This is a genomic window from Candidatus Omnitrophota bacterium, from assembly GCA_040755155.1.
Taxonomy (GTDB): Bacteria; Hinthialibacterota; Hinthialibacteria; order Hinthialibacterales; family Hinthialibacteraceae; genus JBFMBP01.
The window spans coordinates 1-24,953 of the sequence record JBFMBP010000019.1 but is presented as its reverse complement, the minus strand read 5'-3'; the positions used below and the strand labels follow the sequence as shown (position 1 = coordinate 24,953).

Genomic DNA, 24,953 nt, shown 5'->3' with positions numbered 1-24,953 from the left:
GCTCATAGGATTCAGGAGATAGCGATTTCATGAAATCTGCGCCTCTTTTATTGGCTTTTTTTCTTCTTTGTTGCGTATTAGGGGGATGCGGGGGATCGTCCCAGCAAGAATCCCAAAAACCAGCCGAACCAAGCGCCGCAGCGGCCGTCCCATCGCCATTTTTCAAAGCCGAATCCACCCCCCCCGCGAAAGACGATTTACTGCTTGCCGAATGGAACACGGGAAAAATCTATCTTTCCCAGCTGGAGAAACTCGCCGCGCCGGAGCGGGAGCGGTTGCAAAAGTTAACGCAGGACGAAAAACTGATTGACAAAGCGTTGGTGAAAAAGCGGGGCGAAATTCTTGTCGTTCTTATCGACAATTATTTGCTTTTGTTGGAAGCGCAGGATCGCAAGATCACGGTTACTGAAGCGGAGAAAGAGCAATTGCTGCGCAACGCCCAAAGCAAATTCAATACCTTGGAAGAGTACAAGAATTATTTAAAACAAACAGGACAAACGGAAGAAGCTCTTCTACGGATACTTGCTCAAACGATACTCGGAAGGAAATGCATGGAGCAAAAATCCGAAGAAATCCGCGCGGCGATGACCGATAAGGAATTGAGGAAATTCTACGACGACAATATTCGGCTTTTTACTTCGATTGCGCGGTCGGATATAAACCGCGTCGAAGTCCGCTGGGGCGAGAAACGAACCGAGGAAGAAGCCAAAACGCTGGCCGAGAAGATTTACGAGGAAGTCCGGGTCAAACTGGAGCCCCTTTCATTATTCGAGGAGAAATTGAAAGTCATGCAGGAGTATGCGGATAAATACTCCGATACGAGCGAGGCGAAGTACAACTGGGGATACATCGTAATCCATCATAACGAGAATGCGCCAGAGATTTATTCCCAAGCTCTTCTGGATGAAATCGCCCGCACGCCCATCCATGAATTCTCCAAGTTGGTGAAGACCAACTTAGGCTATGCTTTTTTTCTGGTTCGAGACAAATTCGAATCCCAAAAGCACGATTACAATCATCCCGCCATTCAAAATATGCTGCCGAATATGTATATGAAAAAGAAAATGTACGAATGGCAGGAACAATTGATGAAGAAATTCGATTTTCGCCTGATCGAGGAAAACTTGAGGGGCGTAACTCCGCTTCCGCTGCGCGCGGACGATATTTTCAATGTCAGCATGGCGGGGCCGGCGAAAGAATGATTCGCTGGGGGAACTTTCGTTTTCTCCATCGCTGTTGGGGGTTTATTCTTTGCATCGCCCCGTGTATCTTGCATTGTTAAGATCATGGGGGATGGTACGGATTTTATAATCGAATCACCTTATTCGCGAGGAAGGGCGCAATGGTTGCCGAAAAAGAAATCAGTCTTAATGCTGTCGTTAACGTCATTTGGGATCGGGGCAGGCGAATTTTATATTTTACCGCCGTATCCATGTTCTTGGGTATGATCGCCACCTTCATCGTGCACAATCGATACGAGTCTCATGCTTTGCTCTTGATGAATAAATCCCGGCTGGGCCAAGAGACGATGAAGAATCCTGCGATCCCGATGGATACCTACGTAACCATGATTACGGCGGATGATGTCATGCAGGACATTATGCAAAAATATCAACTTCGAAGCTCGCCGTATAATTTGCGCTATCCTAACGACATGCGGGGGCGCGTGCAAGTTTACTATCTGCTTGGTTCATCCTACTTATCCATCAGCGTGGTTTTGGAGGATCCCGTTCTCGCCGCAGATGTGGCGAACGATCTCGCGGAACGGGCGATCGCAAAGAATCGGGAATTGATGGCGGGCGAAAAATCATCAAGCCAACAGCTGATATCCAGCGAAATTCAAACAATCGAACAGCGCAAAATCAAGTTTAAAAAAGATTATCTCGACCTGCTTTTGAAGAATAATAAGCAGGTTTTGATGAAGGAACTCGATACCAACCAAACCATTCTCGCCACTCTGCGCCAAGAAAAAGAGACGCTGGACAATTCGATTCGAGAACAAGAAGAGAAGATGGTGAAATTTAAGGCGCTCTTTTTCGATCCGCAATTCGAGCGGCATCCCGATTTTCAAAAGATCGTTCCGGTATGGAAATCCATCTTCAGCGATAACGCTTCCCTGGAATTGGTGAAGGCGGCGACGGAGAACGTCGATATTTCGGCTCTAGCTCAGATGGGCATTCACGACGAGATGCTTAATACCGGCTATATCACGCTGCTCCAGGAATACAGCAAGTTGCAGGTGGATCTTCCTTCGCTTATCGCCAAACAAGTGAGAACCGCTTCCCGCATTGCGGAGGTGGAAGCGAAAGTGGAGGAGCAAAACAAGGCGTTTAACGAGATGGATGTAGCGGAAACGGAAGCGAAAGCGGATTTCGACCGGGAATTGGAAGTATTTTCCGGCGTTTACAAGAATCTGGGTTGGGCCGGAACCACCATATCCTCCGAACGCCAGGATTTGATCCTCTCCAATAAAGCGATTCCCATTAAGAAGAAAATATGGCCCAGGAGATCGATGATTATTGCGCTAGTGGGTTTGGTAGCCTTTTTGATGGCATTGATGTATTATCTACTCGCCGATTTGTACGGGATGCTTCATTCGGGAATCTGGACGAAGAAAGAAAACCCGACCGAAACATAACGCGAAGGGATATTGAAAGACGGCCAAGGCCAAGCGGGACGATCACGCTTGGCCTTGGTTTTTTTCATGGACGCAGATTAGAGAATTCTTACCCGCTCAATCCCCGTTGCCGCATCAATTGTTCCGCCCATTGGATATCTTCCGCCGTATCCACGGAGCATCCCGCCAATTCTATATCCTGGCAACTGGATTTGACGACTTTGATTTTATAACCGTGTTCCAGTACGCGCAGCTGCTCGAGAGATTCTTCCCGTTCCAAGGGCGTGGGCGTCAGTTGGGATAGTTTCATCAGAAAATCCCGGCGATAAACGTATATGCCAATATGGTCGTAGATGGGCAATCCGGTTTTCGATCGAGGATAGGGAATATGGGAACGAGAGAAGTAGAGGGCGAATCCTTGGAGATCCATGACGGTTTTCACGATAGCCGGATTGACGTAATCCTCCTCGTGAGCGAGGGGATAGACGGAAGTTCCCATCGGGATGGAGGAATCCGCTTTGAGCGCTTCTACGATTTCGTCGATCATCAACGGATGGACAAAAGGCATGTCGCCTTGGATGTTGACCACGATTTCGGGGCGGATGACGCCCTCTTTTTCGAGAATCTGCACGGTTTCGGCGATGCGGTCGGTTCCCGACGGGTGGGTAGGGGAGGTCATGACGGCGCGTCCGCCGATGGATAGGACTTCGTCGGCGATGCGCTGATCGTCCGTAGCGACGCAGAGATAATCCAGCGTTTGGCATTTCATAGCTTGTTCGCAGACGCGACGGATAAGGCTTTTGCCCATGATGGGCGCAAGAGGCTTGCCGGGAAGGCGCGTGGAAGCATAGCGGGAGGGGATTACTCCGAGAATAGACATGTTTTTCGTTTCCTGTTTTGGAATGGATCGGCGGATGCCGCCGAGTTCTTATTGTAACGATAAAATGAAAAAAAGTTGAGTTGTCCGGCTCCTTGCTTTTATGGCGTAAATCCATTACTTTTATATACAATATGACGATGAAATCGACTGCAGGGGAAAAGGCGGCTTTCATGATAAAACCAGAGCGAGCGAGAATTGAGGAGTGGTTTCGATCTATACCCTTAGAGACGCAGCAGCGCGTCGAAAGCGCCGTCAATCTATTATGCGAAGCGAAGGAGAGGGGCGGCAAGATTGCCGTCGTTACCGGCAGCGGACCGAATATTCATGAAGGAATCACAACGTTGATCGCGGAATTGATGCGGGTTGGCGTTGTGGATGGCGTTACGACCAGTTCGGCGGTAATCGCCCATGAGATGGGGGGCGTGCTGGATTGCGTCAAACGCGTGGATGGCCAATCGTTGGGTGTAAAGGCGGAATGGCTGCCGCGCGGCGGCGTTTTCGAATTTACGCGCTTGGATCGGGAACAATTGGATATCATCGAGTTTGACGCCGAATTGGATAGCGAATTGTTGAAGGCGGGAGAAGCCGCCGATGGGAAAAACATCATTAAAGCCGCCGGAAATATGGGCTATCCAATGGGATTGTGGATCGAGCGCATGGCGGAGCGGATTCAACGAAAGGCGCAGCAGGAAGCTGCTTCATTCGAAGCCGTTGCAGGACGATATGCGGACGAGCGCACGATGCTGGGGCAGGGAGCGAAAAAAGGATTTCCCGTTCTTGTAACCATTCCGCAGTTGGTGGGCGGCGGCGCTGTGGGATTGTCGATCGGCGACAGCATCGCTATCAGCCAGCGCGGACGCTTGATCGCCGATCTGTTGGCCTCGGCGGATGTCATCATAGAATCGGCGGTGGCCTTGACCCAGGAGATTCACGACGGCCCTTATGAGATGTACACGGGTCATGGGATATGGGCCGCTTGGCAAGATCGTCCCGTTTATAGTTTGGAAAAGAAAAAATTGATCCGCCTCGATTTGGACTCCGCATTGGACCAAGCCTGGCGCTTCGAACGGGAGTCCAGCAAGGTTCAGGAAGCTATCGACAAGGGATTGCCGAAAACGAAGCTGATGCAGATTCCATTCCGGATGGAAATGTCGGGATTCGCGCGCTTGGAAGGCAGCCTGCCGCTTATTGGCGATATTGGCGTACTCTGGCCGATTCTCGCTTCCCGCCTGGAAAAGCGGTTGGGATTGAATTTAGATTTTATTTCCGCTCCGCAACAAACGCCGGAAGGCGAACGAATGCGGCAATGGATCGTAGATAACATCAAGCCGATTGCCCGCGTTTTGGAATGATGAATGATGAATGATGAATGATGAATGATGAAAACAATTATTAATGGGGTGGCAAGGGCAAGGTTGTTTCTGCCCTTGAATAATACTTTCGGCTTATGGGGAAAGATCAGAGGTAGGGTGGGCTCAAAGCGAAGCGTTGCCCAACAATACAGTAGGGTGGCAAGGGCAGGGTTGATTCTGTCCTTGAACCATCCGATGCAGTTAACAAAATAACATCACCGCGAAAGCGACTACGAAAGGAATCGAACTCATGAGTAAATTCGAAGGTGTTTTTCCTGCTGTACCCACCCCTTTCGAAAAGGGCGGCGAAACCATCAACGAAAGATCGTTTAGGGAAATCCTGGACTTTTTAATCGGACATGGCGTGCATGGATTGTTCGTCACCGGCGTTACTGGGGAAGGGCCTTTGATTCCCCCAGCGGAGCGGAAACGCATTATCGATATCGCCGTCGAACAGACGGCGGGCCGCGCCGTCATTATCATCCAATCGAGCAATAACCTTCTTCCCGATACCCTCGACATCGCGCGTCATGCGGTCAAAGCAGGCGTGGACGGAATCGCCGTACTCTCGCCGTGGTTTTTCGGCTGCGACGATGCGGCGGTGATCGCTTATATACAGGCCGTTTCCGAGGCGATCGGGGATACGCCGCTTTTCTTGTACAATATTCCTGGCCGCACGGGGAATCCTTATTCGTTCCAAGCGGTGCAGGAGTTGCGGAAACGCTGCGGCAATATCCGGGGAATCAAAGAGAGCGGATCGCTGGTAACGATGGCCAAATGGTACGAAATCCAAGACGAGAAATTCCGCGTTTTTTGCGGCATCGATCAACACGAATATGATGCTTACCGTTTGGGAGGCTTGGCGATCGTTGCCGCATTCGCCAATTGGCTGCCGGAGACGTTTGTGGCATTTCATAAGGCGGCCAGCGCCGGGAATTGGGAAGAAGCGCGCCGTTTGCAGAACAAAATCACTAACACCGTCGCTCCCGCCGTCAACGAGAATCTCATCGCCAATATCAAGGCTGGTTTGCGGATGAAGGGAATCCCCGCCGGTTGGTGCAGGCCTCCCTTGCGCGATTTGTCGAAAGCGGAGGAGGACGATTTGCGCAGGAAATTGGTGGAAGTAGGTTTTCTATCCGATTGATTTTCGATCCTGCGAGCCTCTTGCAAAACTCTATAATTCCTCCCCCAAGCCTGGGGGAGGTTGGGAGGGGGTTGTCTTAAGTCTAATAAAATCAACCCCCCTCTAACTCCCCCCAAACTTGGGGGAGAATTAAAAGCGGATTTTATTAATTTTGCAAGAGCCTCCTGCGATAGTGAAAAGTCCGATAGGGCGATTTTATCCGTCTTGTCATTCGGCGTTCCCGCGGCTTTAATATATCGTTGAATGGGAATATAGCTAATTTATAGCTAAAATTTTTTGCTGTGGAGGATCCATATCGATGAAAAGTATCATCAAACTCGCGCTTCTCTTTGGACTTCTGGCGTTTATCATTCTGCCCGCACTAACGATTTTAGGGGAGGAAAAAGCCGGAGATAAGGAAAAAATTGCTTTTGTCGGCGCAACCAAATGCAAGATGTGCCACAACAAAAAATCCAGCGGCCTCTATTTTGACGATTGGTCGAAATCGAAGCACGCCGAGGCTTTTTCGTTGCTGAAAGGCGACGAGCGCAGTAATCCCGTTTGCTTGAAATGCCATACGACGGCATTCGGCGAACCGGGTGGATTCGCAAAATTCGTGGAAAACGACGAAACCTCCCTCAAAATGGCCAACGTTCAATGCGAAATGTGCCATGGACCGGGCGAAAAACACATAAAATCCAAAAAAGACGCCGTCGTAAAGCATGAATGGGAACCAGAGGAAAAAACTTGCTTGAAGTGCCATGTCAAAGAAGGCAATCCGAACTGGAAAGACGATAAATACACGACGAAGGACGGAAAGAAAGTCGGTTTCGATTTCGAACAAGCGGTTAAGATCATTGCTCATAAAGTCAAAAAAGAGGGCGAAGAAAAATAAGTTAACGGCGCTTACCGTCTAATGGAAAATCCTAGGAGACGGCGGAAGTAGAGAGCGATTTTTAACGCAGGCAATCGTTCTCTCCTTTCGCCGTCTCTTGTTTTTAGGATTATTGAGCAATATCTTTGGCCGTAAATAACCTTGACCGCCGATTCGGCGGCTCATAGGATGTATTCGATTCATAGGGAATGCGTGGTCATTCGATGCAACCATCTTGGTATTCGAAGCCTTGGTGGTCGAAGCATCGAGAATTATCATTATTAACGAGCGCAAGCGCGTTTTCAGGGTATAGAACGAATAGACTTCGCTCGGCGCCCCCTACGCTTCTGGTCAATATTAAGTTAAGTAAAATCAAATGGCTGTATACTATCCCGCTATGGCTCCTGCGCCTACTCTCGATTCCGATATCTCGCGAATTTTCGCCCATTATAAGAACGATATGCTGGCGATACGGCATTTGCATGAAACGGACGAAAATCCGCGGGAAGTCGTCCGCGAGATAACCGACGCCACCGATTCACTTATTATTCGCCTCATTCTCGATCTCGCTCAGAAACGATTGAATATGGACGATTTACCCGGCCATATTCTCCTTTTAGCTCAGGGAGGTTATGGGCGGAGAGAGTTGCATCCTCAATCGGACATCGATTTGCTGTTTCTTTATTCCAAGTCGTTGGATGGAAAGGAACAGGAATTAATCAAAGAATTTTACCGCACGTTGTACGATATGGGATTTAAAGTCGGCCATACGTGCCGCAGCTGCCGCGAAGCCATCGATCCCGCCGTGGACCCGCATAGCCAAACGGCCATGTGGGAGAGCCGCTTTCTGGCCGGGGATTGGCGTTTGTTCGAGAAGTTCAAAACCGATCTTTGGCATTCCTTGCGCCGGGGACGCAAGGAGCATATCCGGCGGAAAATCGCGGAAAGGGAGGAGAGGATCAATCGTTTCGGCCAGACGATCAATATAACCGAGCCCAACATCAAGGAGAGCCTGGGCGGTTTGCGGGATTATCATTTCGGCCTATGGCTCGGCTCGCTCAACAAATGCCAGACGATGAATCTGGTTCATCTGATGAGGAGCCATCTGATTGACGATCAGAGAATGAGCCGGGTGCGAGACGCCATTACTTTTCTTTGGCGTCTTCGAAACGATCTTCATTTCACGACGAAGAAGGAGCAGGACGTGCTCGCTATGCCCCTGCAACACGAGACGTCGCTGCGCCTGGGCTATCAGGACCGGCGAGGACGTTTGGCGGAAGAGGAGATGATGCGGGATTATTTTCAACATGCGACGACGCTCTCCAATTTCGCCAAACATATGATCAACAAATGTTCTCCCGCGCCGTTTTTTTCCCATTTCCGCATCAAAGCCCGCAAGCCATTGGCGGAGGGCTTTTTTATGCGCGACAATCGGATTCACATCCCGCCGGATCTGCATTTTTTCGAACATAATCCCCAACGGCTCATTACGGCGTTCATCCACGCCGCCGAACAGAAGACCATTCTTTCGGAAGAGGCGGCGACGGCGGTTCGCGACAACCTTGAACTGGTCGATCAAGCCTTTCTTCACGATAAAGACAGCGCCGCCTTGCTGCGAAAGTTTTTTTCTCTCCCTTTCAGCGTCGAAAACGCCATCCAGGAGATGAGAAAAACCGGACTATGGGAATGTCTCTTTCCCGAATGGCGCGGCATCGCCAATCTGGTCCGCTACGATCTCGTCCATCGATATACGGTCGACGAGCATTCCTTCTTATGCTTGTATCATTTGGAGCATCTTTTCGAAGATACAATGAAATACGCGGCGGAGAGGTCTCTATTATGGCGGGATTGCAAGGATAAGGACGCGTTGCGGCTGGCGGTTCTCTGCCATGACATCGGCAAGGGACGGAACGGCGACCATTCTCTCATCGGAGCGCGTTTGGCGGACGATATCGCCCGCCGCATGAGGCTGCCGGAACGAAAGCGCAAACAACTGGTTTTTCTCATCGCGCACCATTTGTTGATGAGCCAGACGGCGCAGCGGCGGGATTTGTCGGATTCGCAAACGGCGGGCGATTTTTCCGACGCGTTCGAGAGCATCGACGATCTGGATATGATGTATCTTTTGACTTACGTCGATATGCGCTCCGTCTCGCCCGAATCTATGACGGAATGGAAGAATAACCTCTTATGGCAATTGTATCTGGCGGCGCGGGAATTGTTCGTCAGCGATTCGCCGGATGAAAAAGTACTTGGGGATCATATTCTTACGCAAAAAGAGAAGATCATCGCGAAGTTGACGCCAGAGTACGATCACCGCCTGATTCAGGAACATTTGGATTATCTTCCACCCAGTTATTTGTTGAACCAGTCGATCGACAATATCCGCCAGCATCTGAAAGCCTTGCAGCGGCATGAGGCGGGAAAAGCGGTGATCGACATATATCCCCATATCGATCCATCCTGTTTGGAGATTGTGCTCGTCACAAAGGATAAAGTCGGCTTATTCAACCGGATTTGCACGGCGGTGATGCTGGAGAATTTTTCGATCGAAGAGGCGCGGCTGAACACGCGGTCGGACGGAATCGTCGCCAACAACATCGTCATACGGGAAACCTTGGGCGAGAAGCGGATCGACAAATCCCGGCAATTGCTCTTGCAGGAACGGTTGCATAAAATTTTGACGTTGGAAGGGAAATTGCCCCGGATTCCCAAGTCTCCCGGCCAATCCCAATTGGGCCGTTCGAGTTTCGAAAAGAGAGTAAAAATATTCAATGACATTTCGGCGAAATATAATATTCTAGAGATACGCTGCGCGGACCGAAGAGGATTATTGCAGGATTTGACTTCCATCCTTTCGGAGATGAAAATGAATATTTATTTCGCGCGCATCATAACGGAAGGAAACCGGGTGACGGACGTGTTTTACATTGCGGACGCCGCCGGAGAAAAAATTCAGGACGAACAAGCGCTTTCGGAGCTAAAAACCTCGATCGACGCCGTTCTGGAACTTGACGAAAATCATGGTTGAATCGCCAATAGTCCGGATATCGTTTCGCGATTTCGCGCAGAATCCCTATATCTCCGCCTTGCATGAAGGACTGGCGACGATCTTGCCGGAAGCGCATTGGTGGATCGCGGACGAGAATTTCGTCCGTTATCCTTTTCCCGGCGATGGGCGGGGGCCGTATTGCCCGGTATCGGCGGACGACGAAGCGCGGAGGGACGAAAAACGCCTTTGGTGTAAAGAACAATACGAAAAAAGATCGGTTTCCTCTTGCCGCCGCTGCAGCGGGCCCTGTTGCGACGGGTATTTGCAGGGTTTTTCCTTTTTCAAATACCGGGGCCAATATCTGGGAGGCGTCGGCGTTTGCCATGTCGAGAGTTCGCGGCGGACGTTTTTGGATTCGTTGCTGAAAATCATCGAGGGCTATCTATCATCCCTAGCGGTTACGCTGGAGGATCACGACGATCTGGAATTGGTGCATACCATATGGTCGGAGACCATCGCCGTGATCGACCTGGGCGATTTGCTCAAGCGGATTATGGACGAATTGCTCACGGCTCTTTGTCTGGACTCCGGCTTGATTCTTCTGGTCGATGAAGATGGAGAATTTTATCCCGCCTGCGTCCGGAACTATCCGCAATCGTTGTTGAAAAGCCGCAATCTGGACGTTACGCGTTACGAATATATCGAACACATGCCCTCTCCATCGTCTTCTCTGCTGCAGCCGCTGTCGGAGAGCGATCCATTGCGATTGTGGTTCAAAAGATCGATAGAGCAGGAGGGCGTTGTTTTAACGGAAGAAAATAGCGCCTGTCTCGCCATTCCCTTTTTTCGCAATCGCTATCTAATCGGCCTTTTTCTTACATTTACGGATTGGGCGGAGGGCGTTTCGGATACGAAGCAGTTTTTGATCCGCCTGCTTTCGACGGGCGGCGCGGCGGCGTTGGATAACGCTTTGACGCAAGAGAGGATGAACCAACGCCGGAGGGCGCTCTCCACCATCCATGTGGTTCACCGCTTGATTTCCTCCTCCAGCATAACCTTCAAAGAATTGCTGCCCAAGATCGGCCAGTTGACGCGGCAGCTGCTCAAAACCAAGAAATGTTCCATTATGCTGGCGAACATCGCCAAACAGCAAATCGTTCCTGAAGTGGCGCTGGGATTGGAAAAAAACGAAATTGGCCAAAAACCATTAAGAATGGGCGAAGGTTTGCCGGGGTGGGTGGCTGAGAATTTTAATCCCGTCATTTACCATCCGCACGGCGGGGCCAAGCCTCCGTGGAAGGATTCGGGAGACGCTTATCCTTCCGAATGCTACATGTCCGCCGCTCTTTTCGACAACGACATCGAGGGCGTCATCACCGTCGCGGACAAGGATTCAGATTTTACGCCGGGCGACCGGGAGATATTGGTTACCTTCGCCGAGCAGGCCGTCATCGCCCTGCGCAACGCGCGCATCCATGAGGGCGAACGGACCATCACGGTGAAGGCGCTGCGCAGCATGGCCAACTTGATCGAAACGCACGATCCTTCCCGGCCGGGCGTAACGGCGATCACCTGCCATTGGGCGCATCGCATCGCGCGGGAATTGCATCTCAACGAGCGGGAGAAGCGCCATATCACTTACGCCGCGCTGCTGCACGATACGGGAATGCTGCGCGCTTTCCAGACGGAAATGACTCTCGACGAACAGCGGATGAAAGGTCCGCAGTTGAGCCTGCGCTTCGTCCAGAGTTTGGGTTTGCCAAAGGATGTGGGACAGATCGTTTATCACGTCAACGAGGCGTGGAACGGCAAGGGGTATCCCGATGGATTGAAGGGAAACCAGATTCCTTTGGGATCGCGGATCATTGCGGCGGCGTATACCTTCGCCGCGCTGCTGCATCGTTGGAATCGGGAAAGCGCCTCCGAGCGCGACTTGCAGGAACGGGCGCTTCGCATCGTCGCCCGTTTGGCGGGCCGCGCCTTCGACCGGGACGTCGTCAACGGTCTGGAGCAATCGATTCGCAATCCCGTCAAAGAAGATGATTTTTTTATTTGAACGGTTCGCGGATGCGACAGACGTGAACTACGGAAGGGGGAAGATTCAAGGCGACGAAGATTTGTTCTTTTTCGTATTTTGTTAAAAATTCCCGCAAAACCGCTTCCACGGCGTTTACTCGCATTCTTTCCTGATTTCCCGCGACTAGTTTTTTCATGGAGCGCACCCCCGCGTATTCGAAGAACGTCAGTACCCCTTCCGGTTTCAATAGGCGCGAATACGACGATAGGATGCTGCGCACCAAGTCTGGCTCGAAATTATTGAAGGGCAAGCCGGATACGATAAAGTCGAAGGGATTTTTCTCTTCTAGTTCTTGAACGGGTTTATGGTGGATCGTTACTTGTTCTTTATGGGCGCGCCAATCCGGTTCTTCCTCCAAACGCCGTTGGAGATGCTCCACGAAGGAGCCGTTCATTTCGCATAATTCGAGGAGATCGCCTTCGCGCAGTTTTTTGACGAGGAAATCGGTGAAGGGACCGGTTCCCGGCCCCACTTCTAGGATGAGGATGGGAGCGTCTTGCCGTTCGACGAAGCGGGTGATGGCGGCGGCGAGATGGCGCGAACTGGGAGCGATGGAGCCGGTGGTCTTGGTATGTTCGAGAACGTTTTTGTAGAAAGTCTGAAAGTTGGATGGCATAGCGTTCACTCTCGGTATAGGGTGGTAAACAATCTAGCGCCGGTTAAAGGCGAAAAGAATTCTTCGATCTTGGCGCCCTGCATTTTTTCTTTAATCGCCGGAAGCAGGTCAAGGCGCGGCTCTTCGACAATTACGGCGACAGTGCCGGGTCCGAAGCCGGGAGGAATCGCCTCCATATCTTGCCCCCGGCATCCCTTGGCGGCGAAGCGGACGGTTCCGCTGTTGAATTGGCAATTGCCGCCGGAAAAGACGAAGCAATTCGTTTGCGGACCTTTTTCTAGGATGAAATAGGCCATGCGCGTTTGGGGATAATGGATATTCTGCAAATTTACGTCCTGCGCGTAGATGTGGAAATACTGATGCCAATTGAGGCCGTTGGCAAGGAGAATCGAAACCAGAAGGAAGAGAATCGCCGCCGGTTGGGTTTCGTCTTCCCGCTTTCCTGTGGACATCACAGATGCGAACAATCCGGCGATGGGGAGAAAAAGAATCGCGCTCAAGCCCGCAAGCCGGGGATAAAAGGGCGCATCCACCGTCAATGCGCCGCCCGCGAGCAATACGCCGAAAATCCACCCGAAAGGAAGGCTCCAACGCTCGTCGTAAAAGCGCCGCGCCATAATAAAAAAAGCGAATATAAAGAAGACCGAGGCGATGCGGTCAAGAAACGGCGATTTGCCGCCGTATTGCATACTCGTGTCGGGATAGTAGATGGGGGCGAGCAGCGCCCGCGAGAATTGCTCTCTCCATAACTGCGTGGAATCGCCGTTCGTCCGGTAGGCGCCGTTCAAATGTCTTTGTCCGCTAGGCGTCCAGGCCGCTACGCCTTCGGCCCGCGAGGAAAACATCTCCGTTTTGCCGCTTTTGACGATATCGTGAATCCAAAGGGGCGATATGGTTAGCGCAGCGACGACGAGAGGCGCGGCGGTAGAGATGGCAAACCAGCGCCAGCGGATCTTGCGCAAAAAGAAAAGCCAAATTTGGGTGGCCAGCCATAAGAAAGGGAGAATATGATTGGCTTGGTAAGATTGAAGCGCAAGACCTATGACCAATCCCGACAAAACGTATAGTCCCAGCGAGCGGCGGCGATGGGCGAAGACGTTAAGGCATAGCAGAAGCATGGCGAAGAAGGAAGCCTGAACGTAATTCACTCCGCTGTGCATCAAGTGCAAAAACCAATGGTTGCCGATCAACAGCAACCCGCCGAAGAACGCCGGTTTCCAGCCCCACCAGGAACGAGTTAGAAGATAGAAAGGGATTACGCTTAGTGTTCCAATAATGACGGCGCTCATGCGCAATCCGAAAAGGCTGTCTCCAAAGAGATAGAGGCCGCAGGCGGGAGGGAAAAAGAAGAACTGCGGAATCGCGTACCAGGACGTGGAGAATAACGTTTCGATATTCCCGGCAACGATGGTGCGGGCATAAAGGCCCACCATGCCTTCGTCGCCGTGGATAGTGTAGGGGACGCTGGTTAGACGATAGACGCCGAGACAGAGAGAAAAGAGCAGCAAACCTGCGAGGGGAAGGAGAGATTGTTTCGTTTCGAGACGAAATCCCGCCATAAGCGGGCGCCGGACGGAAAAGAGAGTCAAGACGAGGAAACCCAGCCAAAAGTGAAGTGCGTAACCGAGGCGCGGCGAGGGCGGGAAAGTCGTTTTGGAACCCGAATGGACAAGCCATAGGCAGACGAACAAGGAGATCAATCCGAGAACGAAAGCCAAGCCATCGAGGTCTTTGGCGATTTTATCGTTGGAGCCGTTTTCTTCCCCGATGGAACTTGTCTCTCCGCGAGGAAAGGAGAGCAGCAAATAGGAAAGTGTTCCCGCGAAGCCGTAGAGCAGGAGGCCGGGAACGAAATATTGGGCGAGGATGAACGACTGCGCCACGCAGCCAAGAAGAAATGTCATCGTCCATAAAATAAAAAACATGGTTCCATTTCCTAAATGAGGATGTCAAGCGCGCGAGACGCGGCGCCGTCTCGGCGAATGAACGAACCTTTACTGTCTTGCATATTAAAGAGACCATGAACAAGGTCAAGGAATCCCGCATTAAAAAGGGGAAGAGAAAACGATTGATCGAGGAACGGAGCCATGAGAGCGTTTATTTCTATTAACTTGACGGACAGTCTTCATGAAGCCATAGGGCGTTTTCAAAAACAATTGGATCCGGAGGCGCCGGGCGTCCGCTGGATCCGGCCCCAGAATTGCCATCTTACTTTGAAATTTTTGGGCGAAATGGCGGAAAGCCAGGTTGAAATCATCGAGCGCAGTCTGCTTCCCATCGCCCATTCGTTCCGGCCTTTTTCCTTCGAGATGGGCGGCGCCGGGCAATTTCCCAAACAAGGCCCTTTATCGGTGTTATGGGTAGGCATTAGGAAGGGATCAGAAATAATAGCATCTTTGGAGAACGCCATCCGCGCCGCATTAGAGGAAGCGAAAATCTCTTTCGATAAAAAGCCATTTTCTCCCCATCTGACAATCGGGCGCGGGAAGAATACCGGCCGTCCTTCACGCATCGATTACCGGAAATATGAAAACGTTTCTTTGGGCGTTATGGAAGCCGACGCGTTTTATTTGATGGAGAGCGTACTCGATCCCCAAGGGGCGATCTATACGCCGCGCGGGCGCTTCCCACTGGGGGAGAAGGAAGATTAAATAAATGATGAGTGATGAATGATGAATGATGACAAATAATGCGGGGCTCTCTTCGCTCGATCCGCCCTACTGGCAAAATAATGAAAGATAACGAAGAAATTATGATAATCGGCAATAAACGGCGCGTGTTATTGTGTCTTCTCTTTGGGATTGTTCCTTTGTTTTGTATTGCCAGGACGGAGGATATGTTGACGATCGCCCGCTTGAAATATACGGGTGGAGGCGATTGGTACAGCAATCCCACCTCGTTGCCTAATCTGCTGTTGGAATTGAAGAGGAGGCTTCATCTTCACACGGCGGACAACAATCAGACGGCGCCGGAAGAAGCCGTAGTCGCTCCCCTGGATCCCGAACTTTTTTCGTATCCGCTTCTTTATATGAACGGGCATGGCACGGTGAAATTTTCCGACGCCGAGGCGCAACGGCTGCGGGACTATTTGCAGCGCGGCGGATTTCTTTGGGCGGACGACAATTATGGAATGGACGCATCGTTCCGCAAAGAGATCGCCAAAGTCCTGCCTGATCGTCCCTTAGCCGAATTGCCCAACGATCATCCCGTCTATTCCATCTATTACCGCTTCGATAATGGGCTGCCGAAAATCCACGAACACGCCGGGGGGCCGCCTCATCTTTATGGGATTTACTTGGATGGGCGGCTGGCCGTTCTCTACACGTTCAATACGGACATCGGCGACGGTATGGAGAGCGAAGGCGTTCATCCCGGCGATTCGCCGGAAATCCGCGAACAAGCTATGCGGATGGGCATCAATATTGTTCTAATGGTTCTATCCAGTTGAGTTGGGCGGACAGCGTTTCGCTTAACGCCATCTTAAACAGAGTCCAGCGAGAGGGAGGAAAGAATGGAATCGCCGGTCGAATACGCCTCCGCAGAAGAACGGGAACGGCTGATTTTCCGCTTTCTTTTGGTGAATAAATGGTTTTTGATACCCACTTCCGTCGCTTATGAGTGGATTTTATCCGCTTCCGTGTATCGTGCGAGAATTTACAATCTTAGCGTTACGCTTCCCACGATCGTTTATACTTCCGTTTCGCTTGTGTTGATCGTTCTTCTTTGGTTCGCTCACCGCCGCCTTGAGGAAAAAGAGGAACGAAAAAGCCCGCCGATAGGGACGACGCTGATAAGTCTTGTTTCCTATGCGGTGGATATGTTTTATGTTTTTTTCCTGATCGTCATACCCGACGCGGGAAATCAATTGTGGTTTCTGTTTCTGCCGCCTTTATCGCTAGCGTTGTTGACTCCGAGGGCGAAAAAATTCGCCAATTGGATTGTGGATGGCGCGGCGGCCACCGTACTGCTAATCTCTATTTATGGGCTTTTACTATCCTACGATTCCGTCGATTCCATAAATTATATGCGATACAATCCCGCCGATTATCTGCTTAGTCTATCGGGATTGCTGTTCATGTGGGTGGCGATCCGGATGGCGCGGGGGTGGATTGACGACATGAATTCCAACGCCGAGAGGTTGTCGGAAGCCAACGCGCTATGGAGGGAGATTGCGCAGCGCTTTCCGGCGGAGTTTTTTTTAGTGAACGAGCAGGGCGAATTGCGGGCGGCCTCGAAGGAGGCGAGAAAACTCTTATCGCTGCCGAAACCGGGAGATCGAGATTGGCCGGAATGCGCGCAATCGATCCGCAACGCGCTGCTTTTGCGGTTTCATGCGGAAACGAAAATGGAGGAGACGATCACGATTCCCGATGACGACTTTCCCCATCCAATTAAAATCTATCCGACGTTTTTTTCGCATAAGGGAATGCGGTATTGCATAGCGCTGGCCCAGGAGCAGAATCCCAACGTTCCGCAAAGAGGGGCGATTCTTCGGTCCGATCGTTTGAGCATCGCAGGCCAGATCGCCGCCGGATTGGCGCATGAAATCGGCAATCCGTTGGGGGTGATACGTTCATGCGCGGATTACCTGCGTCAGAAATGCGCTATAGACGATCCCTATCGCAAGGAAATCGATCTCATTGATGAAGAAGCCAAGAAGTGTCAGAATTTAATAGACCGGTTATTATCGTTGGCGTCGCCCAAGCGGGATGCGCCGGCGGTTCGCGATTTGCGGGAAATTCTCGAACGCTCGATTTCCTTGGTGAAGTATCAAGCGGGCAAAAAAATCGTAGAAAGTACCTTGCCGCCGGAACCGGCGTATATTTACGCCAACGAGGGGCAGATGTTGGCCGTATTCGTCAATCTGCTATTGAATGCGCTGCAGAGCATGGAAAAATCGCCGCCTGGGGCGAAACTGCGCGTTCATATGCGCCGCCGGGGCAAGGAAGCGATCGTGGACGTAACCGACGAGGGAAGCGGCATCGCTAAGGACGAATTGGAAAAAATCTTCGATCCGTTTTTCACTAAGCGGGCGGAAGGCACGGGTTTGGGGCTTTCTATCGTTCATCAAATCGTAACCTCTATGAATGGGAGGATCGATGTGGCCAGTACGCTCGGCGCGGGAACAACGTTTACAGTGAGTTTGCCGCTGCACGAAATGGGAGAGGAATAAATGCAACGCCGAAATGAAGAGGCTTCTTCGCCGCTCGCCCGGCTTTTTTTATATGCCGTCTATATAACGCTGTGTTTTCAATTGATCTCCACGGCAACGTATTTTAACGCTTATTACACCAATCCCTTGATTAACAAATTGCTTTTAGGGCAATACCTGGCGTTATCGGCGTGGTTGTTTTACTTGTTGCATAGTCTATGCGCTGAGCGGTTGGTTTTGGTTTGGCATCCGTATTATCTTCCCGCTTTGGGACTATTGCTGTGGTCGGGCATCCGAAGCTTCACGGCGCCCAATCCCGGCGCGCGGCTCAACTTTTTCATATTCGCTGCGATTCTTTCCTCTTTCCCGTTATGGACGGCGTGTTTTCGCGACCGCAAGTTCCGGCGCTTATTCGCCTGGGCGGCGTTCATGGCGGGAGCGTTTATCTTGGCGGGGTGCCTGCGGCAATTGTTTACGGAAAAACCCGCTTTTTCATGGAAGTGGTTTCCTGCTTTGACCCTTACGCCGGGCAGTTACGAGCGGCAGCGCCTTGGCTCTTTTTTAGGACATAACAATCCCAGCTCGGCGTATCTTTGGATTTCGGTTTTATACGCCATTTTATTGTGGCGGAGGAATAGGCGCTGGAGATGGTCCGCTTTTTTCGGCGTTTATATCGCTCTGGCGCTAACCATTGTTTTTTTAGGGGGCAGCCGGGGCGTAGTCTTGATGATGCCGCCGGGACTTGCGATCGTGGGTTTGGGATTTTTGCGTTTATATCAGGGACGGTTTGCGCGAAGGAACGATTTTTGGAAGGCGATGTCTCCAAAGAAATGGCTAGGCGCCGGGGGCGGGGCTTTGGGAGTCTTATTGATTCTTTTAGTCGTATTGTCGCAAGCGCCGATCGGGCAAAAGGGCATCGAGAATGTAATGTATCGTTTCCGGCAATCGAAGGACGATTTGTTGTCCGGCACCTATCCCCGCGTATGGTGGATATCGCTGCTGATGGCGCGCGAGCATGCGCTGGAGGGCGTGGGATTTTCTTCCTGGCCATATCTTTATCCTTCCTATCAGGAGAGCTGGTTCGAGAAATATCCGTACACCCGCCTCGGATTGCCGAAGGATGGGGCTTATTCCCAGCAAGCCCATAACGAATATTTGCAGGGATGGGCGGAATTGGGACTGCCAGGCCTCGCGTTGATTCTCTGGCTCTTGGCGCTGCATGGATGGAATATCGTCAAATTGCTGCGATCGCCGTCGCCGCCGTTTGGGGGATTAATCGCCGCGGCCGCCACGGTAGGAACGTTGATGCGGGCCTTGTTTGGATTTCCGTTTCACGAAGCGGCGGCCAGCTGCTTGTTTTTGGCGAATCTCGGTTATTTCGCTTATTACGCTGGCGGGCGGGAATGGGAATGGCGCGCGTCTTGGATGTCCTCATCGTGGATGGGCGTTAAGGGATTCGCCTTGGCGGGAGGCTTGATTGTTTTCAGTTTTCTTTTCCATCCCATTCATCGATACATCGTCGGGGATATGATGCGCCAATTGAATACGACCTACAAACATAAGGCGGAGCTCGATCCCAGCCAGCGGCAATATTTCTATGACCAGGCGCATATATCGCTGAAAGATTCGATCGCTTACCTATCTGACGATGGAGAAGCGCTGTACGAATTGGGCAAATCGTCCTATTTCCACGGCATGAGCAAGGGAGACGACAATCTTTTGCGCGCAGCCATCGAACAGCTCGACAATTCCAAGCGCAATTATTCATTCTACGATCAATACGCCTATTTGGGACGCGCTTACCGCATGTTGTGGGAGCATCAACAACGTCCGGAAGACTGGGAAAAATCCTTGCAAAATTTCCGTAAATCCGTCGCCATTTATCCGCTGTTTTACGAAGGCTGGGTGCAGATCGCCGTGCTATTGGGCAAGGGCGGCAAGCCGAAGGAAAGTTACGAATTCGCGGCGGAAACGGAATTGCGCTTTCCCGGATTCGTGGAAGAAGGCCTCTTGAAAGGCGCTTATGCGGCGAGCGGAGATGGCGACAATATCACGGCGGGCATGTTGTTCGACCTTGCGTTGATCGTTAAGCCCGCCAATCCAACGATTTTCTTGGCGGCGATGAATTTTTACCGTTCGATCGACCGTCTCGATATGGCGGCGCGCGTCTTGGCGGGTGCGGGAGAGCATCAAGCGCCCGAACTCGCCATGCAGGATTTGACTAAGACGGTTTGGCTGTTGTTGCAGCAACGCCGCGTCAAGGAAGCCTACGATCTGATGGCGGAGATGAGGCATAAAGTGACGCTGCAATCGAACGTCGAAGCGTGGTTTTATTCCGGACTGGTCTCCTGGCATGCGGGTCAACCGTGGGAGAGCGCGGGCTGCTGGGCGATGGCGAGGCGGCTAGGAGCGACGGAGGAGCAATTGAGTTCATGCTACCCGGCGGTGATGAGTTTGATCGCCATTCCGGCATGCATCAGGTGAATGGGAGCCATTTCATGAATGGAAGAGAATTGGTTATTTTACGGTAAGATTACTGAAAAAAAGCGAAGTTCGGGATTTTTTGTAAGATATTTAGGAATCACAGAATTTGGATTTGCGAGATCATAACGAGCACTCTACGCAATCGTAATTTGAGGTTACAATACTTAAGAAACATACGTTATCGCAAGACCTAAAATTTACGCTATCATATATAGAGAGAATTCCTTTCAGCCGGATTAATTTAAAAAGGCTGACATTTCTTATCGGAGTCGAGTTTATGAAGCGCTTTCTATATACGCCATTTCTACTCTTATTGGTTGCGGCCTTCTCCTATGCCGGGACGGGATACGAGAATGGGTTAGGCCAGCGCAATTTTTACCAGGTAAGCAAATACATTAACGACCGTTTCGAAGAGAGCGTCGACTTCGCCGATGTTTTTAAGACGGCTTGGATTTGCTTGGCGCACGTCATGCCGGTAACGAGCGAGATTATGGCGGCGACCTACGATATTTCCGCCACCAGCAAGGAAATACGCAATTTTTACGCGAGTCAGATCGAAAAAAGCATCGAGCTGGCCATCAAAAAAAGACCTGACGATGCCACGCCGACGGTTTTGGATTTATGGAACTTCGCCGCCAATGGCTTAGTAATCGGACTGAAAGACCCGTTTAGCCAGTTTTTGCCGCCGAAGCAGCATGAAGAATTGCAGCGCGTTCTATCCGGCGAACCAGATGAAGCAAAGCAATTCTTTGGCGTCGGAATCAGCGTGGAATGGGATACGGAAGGAGATTTAGGCGTTCTGGTCGTGGCGCCGCTGCCGGGAACTCCAGCGGAGCGCAGCGGCATCAAGGCGGGCGACATCATCGTCAAAGTCAATGGCGAAATATTAAAGGATTGGGAGGGAAGCTATAAGGATAAATTGGAGAAAGCCGTCGCCAAGATCACGGGAGAGAAAGGAACAGAAGTTACGTTGACGATGAAAAAACCCAACTCGCCCGAAACTATCGATATTACGCTGACGCGCGAACCCATCAATCCCGAATTGCATATTACAAAGGAGATGTTGGACGGCGAAGTGGGCCGAGTTCGCTTAATGAGTTTTTACGCCAACTCCGAAAAAGAACTGCTGGAGACTTTGCGATATCTCAAAACGGAAGGCATGAAGAAATTGATTTTCGATTTGCGCTTCAATCCGGGCGGATATCTGGATCAAGCGGTGAAGGTCGCCAATATTTTCCTCAAAGAAGGCGATTTGATTACTTATACTTCGGGCCGAAAATCGACGCCGCGTCATTTTTACGCCGCGCCTACTCCCGATGACGGATTCAATCAAATTCCCATGGCGGTATTGATCAACGAATTTTCCGCCAGCGCCTCTGAAGTCGTTACCGGAGCATTGAAAGACAATCAACGCGCCAAGATCGCCGGGAAAAAGAGTTTCGGAAAAGGCTCGGTGCAGGAAGTGTTCAACCTGGACGGGGACGCCGGGCTGCGCTTGACTGTGGCCAAGTATTACACGCCCTCCGGCGAGTGCATCCACGGGAAAGGCATTCAACCAGATATCGAGGTCGATCCTCTCACGAGAGAAGAAGGAGAAAAGTTAGAGGAGAAGGATTACACCCATATCAGCCGGTTGGAACGGATGCTGGAAATCGATCCCCAGTTGAAAGCCGCCTATCAATATCTTCGCGGGGAAATCGCCGCCAAGGATGCGGATTAAGCGGCGGGACGATGGCGCTCTGGGATATCTCTCTTTCCCTGCGATCAGAACTGCCGCCCTGGCCGGGCGACATTCCGTTTTCTCGCAAGTTTTCTCAATCCATAAGCCAGGGAGACAAATGCAACGTTTCTCTGTTGACGATGAATTCGCATTTCGCCACTCATCTCGACGCGCCCTATCATATTGTAGAAAACGGCGCCGCGGTGGATGAGATTCCCCTAGACGTTTTAATCGGTCCCGTCCTGGTTCATGAGGTCGATTGCAGGGATTTGATTTTGCCGCCGCATCTTCCCTCACTTGACGGCGTAGAGCGGCTGATTTTCAAAACGCCCAATTCCTCCTTCATCGCCGATAGCCAATTCCATTGCGATTACGCTTCCATGAGTCTGGAAGCGGCGAAAATCCTGACCGGCGCAGGCGTGCGACTGATCGGCATCGATTATTTTTCCATCGAAGCCTACAACAACTCCGGATTTCCCGTACATCATGAACTCTGCGGTAAGGGCGTTATTCTCGTCGAAGGGCTGGATTTGCGGGACGTCGTTCCCGGATGGTATGAACTGATCGTCCTGCCTTTGAAAATCGCCGGCGCCGACGGCGGCCCCTGCCGCGCGGTTTTGCGAAGCTTGGATTAAATAATTCATGTTGCGCAGCTAATATACTCTTGCCTTTGGATTAAGTGTTCTCTTGAAAAGGAGAAGAACCTTTCAAGCAAAGCGCTGAGGCTGCATTTTTATTACGTTTTTGAATCACGAAATCTCGAAAAGGCTCGAATTCCACGAAATTTTCTAATCACGGATAGCGCATGATGCTTTTCGATTAGCCCTTCACTCTCCTCTTTCTGTCTGAATCCAGATGGTCAGGATTTGCCGGATTAGCAGGACAAAAAATCATAAATCCTATTCGTAACCAACGCCCCTCTTTCGTCCATTATAATTATTATTCTGGCGATATTTACTATGCAGTCTCGTTGACAACACGCCGTCGTTTTTAGAGAATCGATTTATTCCTGTGAAATGGCCGTTTCCGGTCATTCCATCCCAAACCACTTCAATAAAGGGGCTGCGTAGTGAAATGGCATCTGTTGTTGGTTATGGGGCTGCTCATTTTTTCCGTTCCCGTCCTGGTTCATGCCGAAACGCAAAGCGTTTGGCTGGAAAGCATCGATCTTTCGTTGTTTTCCGGCGATGACCAAGGTATGGGATTTCCTGGACGCCGAATGCCGTCGATTATCAAGGCGCCGGAATCGGAAAATCCATTTACCATCGGCGAAACGAAATACGAACATGGAATCGCGGTTCGCTCGCCCAACGTTATGCTTTTTCAGTTGGATGGTAAAGTAAAGAATTTCAAGGCGACAGTGGGCGTCTTCAGCGGGATGCCGAATTTCGGGCCGGGTTTTCGGCGTCCGGGCGGACAACAACCGGGCGGGCAGCCTCCGGCCGGTCCCGATCAAACACAAGCGCAGAGGCCGCGACCGAATTTTCCGGCGCCGAGTTTGGAATTCATGATCTACGCCGATGCGCAATGCGTTTGGAACAGCGGAGTTTTGGAAGGCGAGGCCAGCAAAGAGGCTGACGTCGATTTAACGGGAAAAAAACAGCTGGCGTTGGTTGTGGAGTCATCTTCCGAGGAAGACAGGCCGTTCCGCCGTTTCGGTTTCGCCGCCTGGGCGAACGCGAAATTCGATATCGACGGACAGCCGCCCGCTCCGGCGGAAGCGGAGAAGAAGGAACCCTATATACTAACGCCGAAGCCGGGCAAAACGCCTCGGATCAACGGGGCGAAAGTCTTTGGCGCGCGTCCGGGATCGCCGTTTCTCTATACGATAACCGCAACGGGCGAACGTCCGATGAAGTTTTCCACCGCGAAGCTTCCCGATGGATTGACTCTCGATGCTGAAACCGGGCGGATTACGGGAAAAGTTACCAAAGCGGGAACATTCAAAGTAACATTGAAAGCGGAAAACAAATCGGGAAAGGACGAACGCGAGTTTCGCATCGTCATCGGCGACGCGATTGCGCTTACGCCGCCGTTAGGGTGGAATAGTTGGAATTGCTGGGCGGCAGCGGTGGATGCGGAAAAAGTGAAAGCGGCGGCCAAGGCGATGAAAGAGAGCGGACTCATTGACCATGGCTGGACGTATATCAACATCGACGACGCTTGGCAAGGGCGGGAGCGCGGCGGCAAGTTCAACGCCATTCAGGGAAACGAAAAATTCCCCGATATGAAAGAACTGTGCGATTACGTTCACGGCTTGGGGCTCAAGATCGGAATTTATTCAACGCCTTGGACGGTCTCTTACGCCGGGTATATGGGCGGTTCCAGCAATAACGAGAAGGGCGAATGGGAACTCGAAGATTATCCGCAACGGCGCGGCGGCCCTGGCGGTGGTCCCGGCGGTCCTCCAATGGGCGGTCCTGGCGGCGCTAGCCCTCAAGGTGCGGCTCCCGGCGGCCCTCCTCAAGGCGGAGCGGCTCCTGATGGCGCTGGCCCCGGCGGTCCTCCACCCGGCGGTCCTGGGCTAGGCGGACCTGCTCCTGAAGGCATGGGGCCTGGCGGTTCTCCTCCGGGCGCTCCTGGACAAGGCGGTCCTGGCATGTTTGGGAGAGATTCAAGGCATGGAAAATTTCCGTTCGCCAAAAATGACGCGCAGCAATGGGCGGATTGGGGTTTCGATTATCTGAAATACGATTGGAGTCCCAACGACGTTCCGCATGTGGAAGAGATGGCCAACGCGCTGAAAGAATCGGGGCGGGACGTCGTCTATAGCCTTTCCAACAGCGCGCCTTTCGACCAGGCGGGCGAGTGGGTGCGCCTGTCGAACTGCTGGCGCACGACGGGCGATATTCGCGATACGTGGCAGAGCATGTCGGGGATCGGCTTTGCGCAGTCGCGCTGGGCGCCCTTCGCGGGGCCGGGGCATTGGAACGATCCCGATATGCTGGTAGTGGGTTTGGTCGGCTGGGGTCCCAATCTTCATCCTACGAGTTTGACGCCGGACGAACAATATACGCATATCAGCCTTTGGTGCCTGTTGTCCGCCCCGCTGCTCATCGGCTGCGA

At 51.7% G+C, this 24,953-nt stretch carries 17 protein-coding genes; 14 read left to right on the top strand and 3 right to left on the bottom strand.

Annotated features, from left to right (window positions below):
- The first annotated feature begins 29 nt into the window (after positions 1-29).
- Both AB1656_02150 and AB1656_02145 read left to right on the top strand, forming a co-directional pair.
- Positions 30-1,202 carry a SurA N-terminal domain-containing protein gene (locus AB1656_02150; GenBank protein ID MEW6234166.1) on the top strand — a complete coding sequence of 391 codons (1,173 nt, stop codon included), beginning with the start codon at positions 30-32 and terminating at the stop codon, positions 1,200-1,202.
- A gap of 140 nt (positions 1,203-1,342) precedes the next feature.
- Positions 1,343-2,638 (top strand): Wzz/FepE/Etk N-terminal domain-containing protein, encoded by a 1,296-nt coding sequence (locus tag AB1656_02145; protein ID MEW6234165.1) that lies wholly within the window; start codon positions 1,343-1,345, stop codon positions 2,636-2,638.
- Between the two features lie 88 nt (positions 2,639-2,726).
- On the opposite strand, the gene kdsB is transcribed toward AB1656_02145, so the two are convergent.
- The gene (gene kdsB / locus AB1656_02140; GenBank protein ID MEW6234164.1) at positions 2,727-3,497 is read right to left on the bottom strand and encodes a 3-deoxy-manno-octulosonate cytidylyltransferase; all 771 of its coding nucleotides are present in this window, start codon (positions 3,495-3,497) and stop codon (positions 2,727-2,729) included.
- A gap of 170 nt (positions 3,498-3,667) precedes the next feature.
- Between kdsB and AB1656_02135 the strand changes: the two genes are divergently transcribed.
- From AB1656_02135 to AB1656_02115, 5 genes are all read left to right on the top strand, one after another.
- Positions 3,668-4,849 (top strand): hypothetical protein, encoded by a 1,182-nt coding sequence (locus AB1656_02135; protein ID MEW6234163.1) that lies wholly within the window; start codon positions 3,668-3,670, stop codon positions 4,847-4,849.
- A gap of 250 nt (positions 4,850-5,099) precedes the next feature.
- Positions 5,100-5,993: a dihydrodipicolinate synthase family protein gene (locus AB1656_02130; GenBank protein ID MEW6234162.1), complete on the top strand. Its 894-nt coding sequence runs from the start codon at positions 5,100-5,102 to the stop codon at positions 5,991-5,993.
- A gap of 298 nt (positions 5,994-6,291) precedes the next feature.
- Positions 6,292-6,867 (top strand): cytochrome c family protein, encoded by a 576-nt coding sequence (locus tag AB1656_02125; GenBank protein ID MEW6234161.1) that lies wholly within the window; start codon positions 6,292-6,294, stop codon positions 6,865-6,867.
- 355 nt (positions 6,868-7,222) lie between these two features.
- Positions 7,223-9,877, top strand: coding sequence for a [protein-PII] uridylyltransferase (gene glnD / locus AB1656_02120; protein ID MEW6234160.1), 2,655 nt, complete (start codon positions 7,223-7,225; stop codon positions 9,875-9,877).
- Complete coding sequence (locus AB1656_02115; protein MEW6234159.1) at positions 9,870-11,894, top strand: HD domain-containing phosphohydrolase; 2,025 nt, start codon at positions 9,870-9,872, stop codon at positions 11,892-11,894. The genes glnD and AB1656_02115 overlap by 8 nt, the downstream gene beginning before the upstream one ends.
- On the opposite strand, the gene AB1656_02110 is transcribed toward AB1656_02115, so the two are convergent.
- A complete protein-coding gene (locus tag AB1656_02110) occupies positions 11,887-12,531 on the bottom strand; it encodes a methyltransferase domain-containing protein (protein ID MEW6234158.1) in 645 nt (214 codons plus the stop codon). The two genes, AB1656_02115 and AB1656_02110, sit on opposite strands and share 8 nt — an antisense overlap.
- Before the next feature lie 5 nt (positions 12,532-12,536).
- Positions 12,537-14,456 (bottom strand): glycosyltransferase family 39 protein, encoded by a 1,920-nt coding sequence (locus AB1656_02105; protein MEW6234157.1) that lies wholly within the window; start codon positions 14,454-14,456, stop codon positions 12,537-12,539.
- Positions 14,457-14,618: 162 nt separating this feature from the next.
- On the opposite strand from AB1656_02105, the gene thpR reads away from it, so the two are divergent.
- The 7 genes from thpR to AB1656_02070 form a co-directional block, all read left to right on the top strand.
- Positions 14,619-15,182 (top strand): RNA 2',3'-cyclic phosphodiesterase, encoded by a 564-nt coding sequence (gene thpR, locus AB1656_02100; GenBank protein ID MEW6234156.1) that lies wholly within the window; start codon positions 14,619-14,621, stop codon positions 15,180-15,182.
- Positions 15,183-15,367: 185 nt separating this feature from the next.
- The gene (locus AB1656_02095) at positions 15,368-15,979 is read left to right on the top strand and encodes a DUF4159 domain-containing protein (protein MEW6234155.1); all 612 of its coding nucleotides are present in this window, start codon (positions 15,368-15,370) and stop codon (positions 15,977-15,979) included.
- 63 nt (positions 15,980-16,042) lie between these two features.
- Positions 16,043-17,704 carry an ATP-binding protein gene (locus AB1656_02090; GenBank protein MEW6234154.1) on the top strand — a complete coding sequence of 554 codons (1,662 nt, stop codon included), beginning with the start codon at positions 16,043-16,045 and terminating at the stop codon, positions 17,702-17,704.
- The gene (locus AB1656_02085; GenBank protein MEW6234153.1) at positions 17,705-20,167 is read left to right on the top strand and encodes an O-antigen ligase family protein; all 2,463 of its coding nucleotides are present in this window, start codon (positions 17,705-17,707) and stop codon (positions 20,165-20,167) included. It begins immediately after the preceding gene.
- Between the two features lie 277 nt (positions 20,168-20,444).
- Positions 20,445-21,887 carry a S41 family peptidase gene (locus tag AB1656_02080; GenBank protein ID MEW6234152.1) on the top strand — a complete coding sequence of 481 codons (1,443 nt, stop codon included), beginning with the start codon at positions 20,445-20,447 and terminating at the stop codon, positions 21,885-21,887.
- 11 nt (positions 21,888-21,898) lie between these two features.
- Positions 21,899-22,522, top strand: coding sequence for a cyclase family protein (locus AB1656_02075; protein ID MEW6234151.1), 624 nt, complete (start codon positions 21,899-21,901; stop codon positions 22,520-22,522).
- A 434-nt stretch (positions 22,523-22,956) separates the two neighbouring features.
- On the top strand, positions 22,957-24,953 hold a 1,997-nt coding region (locus tag AB1656_02070; protein ID MEW6234150.1), incomplete at its 3' end, for an NPCBM/NEW2 domain-containing protein.

Bases quoted from the DNA above. Each gene is read 5' to 3' on its own strand.
- AB1656_02150 (MEW6234166.1), top strand. From the start codon at position 30: ATGAAATCTGCGCCTCTTTTATTGGCTTTTTTTCTTCTTTGTTGCGTA.
- AB1656_02145 (MEW6234165.1), top strand. From the start codon at position 1,343: ATGGTTGCCGAAAAAGAAATCAGTCTTAATGCTGTCGTTAACGTCATT.
- kdsB (MEW6234164.1), bottom strand. From the start codon at position 3,497: ATGTCTATTCTCGGAGTAATCCCCTCCCGCTATGCTTCCACGCGCCTT.
- AB1656_02135 (MEW6234163.1), top strand. From the start codon at position 3,668: ATGATAAAACCAGAGCGAGCGAGAATTGAGGAGTGGTTTCGATCTATA.
- AB1656_02130 (MEW6234162.1), top strand. From the start codon at position 5,100: ATGAGTAAATTCGAAGGTGTTTTTCCTGCTGTACCCACCCCTTTCGAA.
- AB1656_02125 (MEW6234161.1), top strand. From the start codon at position 6,292: ATGAAAAGTATCATCAAACTCGCGCTTCTCTTTGGACTTCTGGCGTTT.
- glnD (MEW6234160.1), top strand. From the start codon at position 7,223: ATGGCTGTATACTATCCCGCTATGGCTCCTGCGCCTACTCTCGATTCC.
- AB1656_02115 (MEW6234159.1), top strand. From the start codon at position 9,870: ATGGTTGAATCGCCAATAGTCCGGATATCGTTTCGCGATTTCGCGCAG.
- AB1656_02110 (MEW6234158.1), bottom strand. From the start codon at position 12,531: ATGCCATCCAACTTTCAGACTTTCTACAAAAACGTTCTCGAACATACC.
- AB1656_02105 (MEW6234157.1), bottom strand. From the start codon at position 14,456: ATGTTTTTTATTTTATGGACGATGACATTTCTTCTTGGCTGCGTGGCG.
- thpR (MEW6234156.1), top strand. From the start codon at position 14,619: ATGAGAGCGTTTATTTCTATTAACTTGACGGACAGTCTTCATGAAGCC.
- AB1656_02095 (MEW6234155.1), top strand. From the start codon at position 15,368: ATGTTGACGATCGCCCGCTTGAAATATACGGGTGGAGGCGATTGGTAC.
- AB1656_02090 (MEW6234154.1), top strand. From the start codon at position 16,043: ATGGAATCGCCGGTCGAATACGCCTCCGCAGAAGAACGGGAACGGCTG.
- AB1656_02085 (MEW6234153.1), top strand. From the start codon at position 17,705: ATGCAACGCCGAAATGAAGAGGCTTCTTCGCCGCTCGCCCGGCTTTTT.
- AB1656_02080 (MEW6234152.1), top strand. From the start codon at position 20,445: ATGAAGCGCTTTCTATATACGCCATTTCTACTCTTATTGGTTGCGGCC.
- AB1656_02075 (MEW6234151.1), top strand. From the start codon at position 21,899: ATGGCGCTCTGGGATATCTCTCTTTCCCTGCGATCAGAACTGCCGCCC.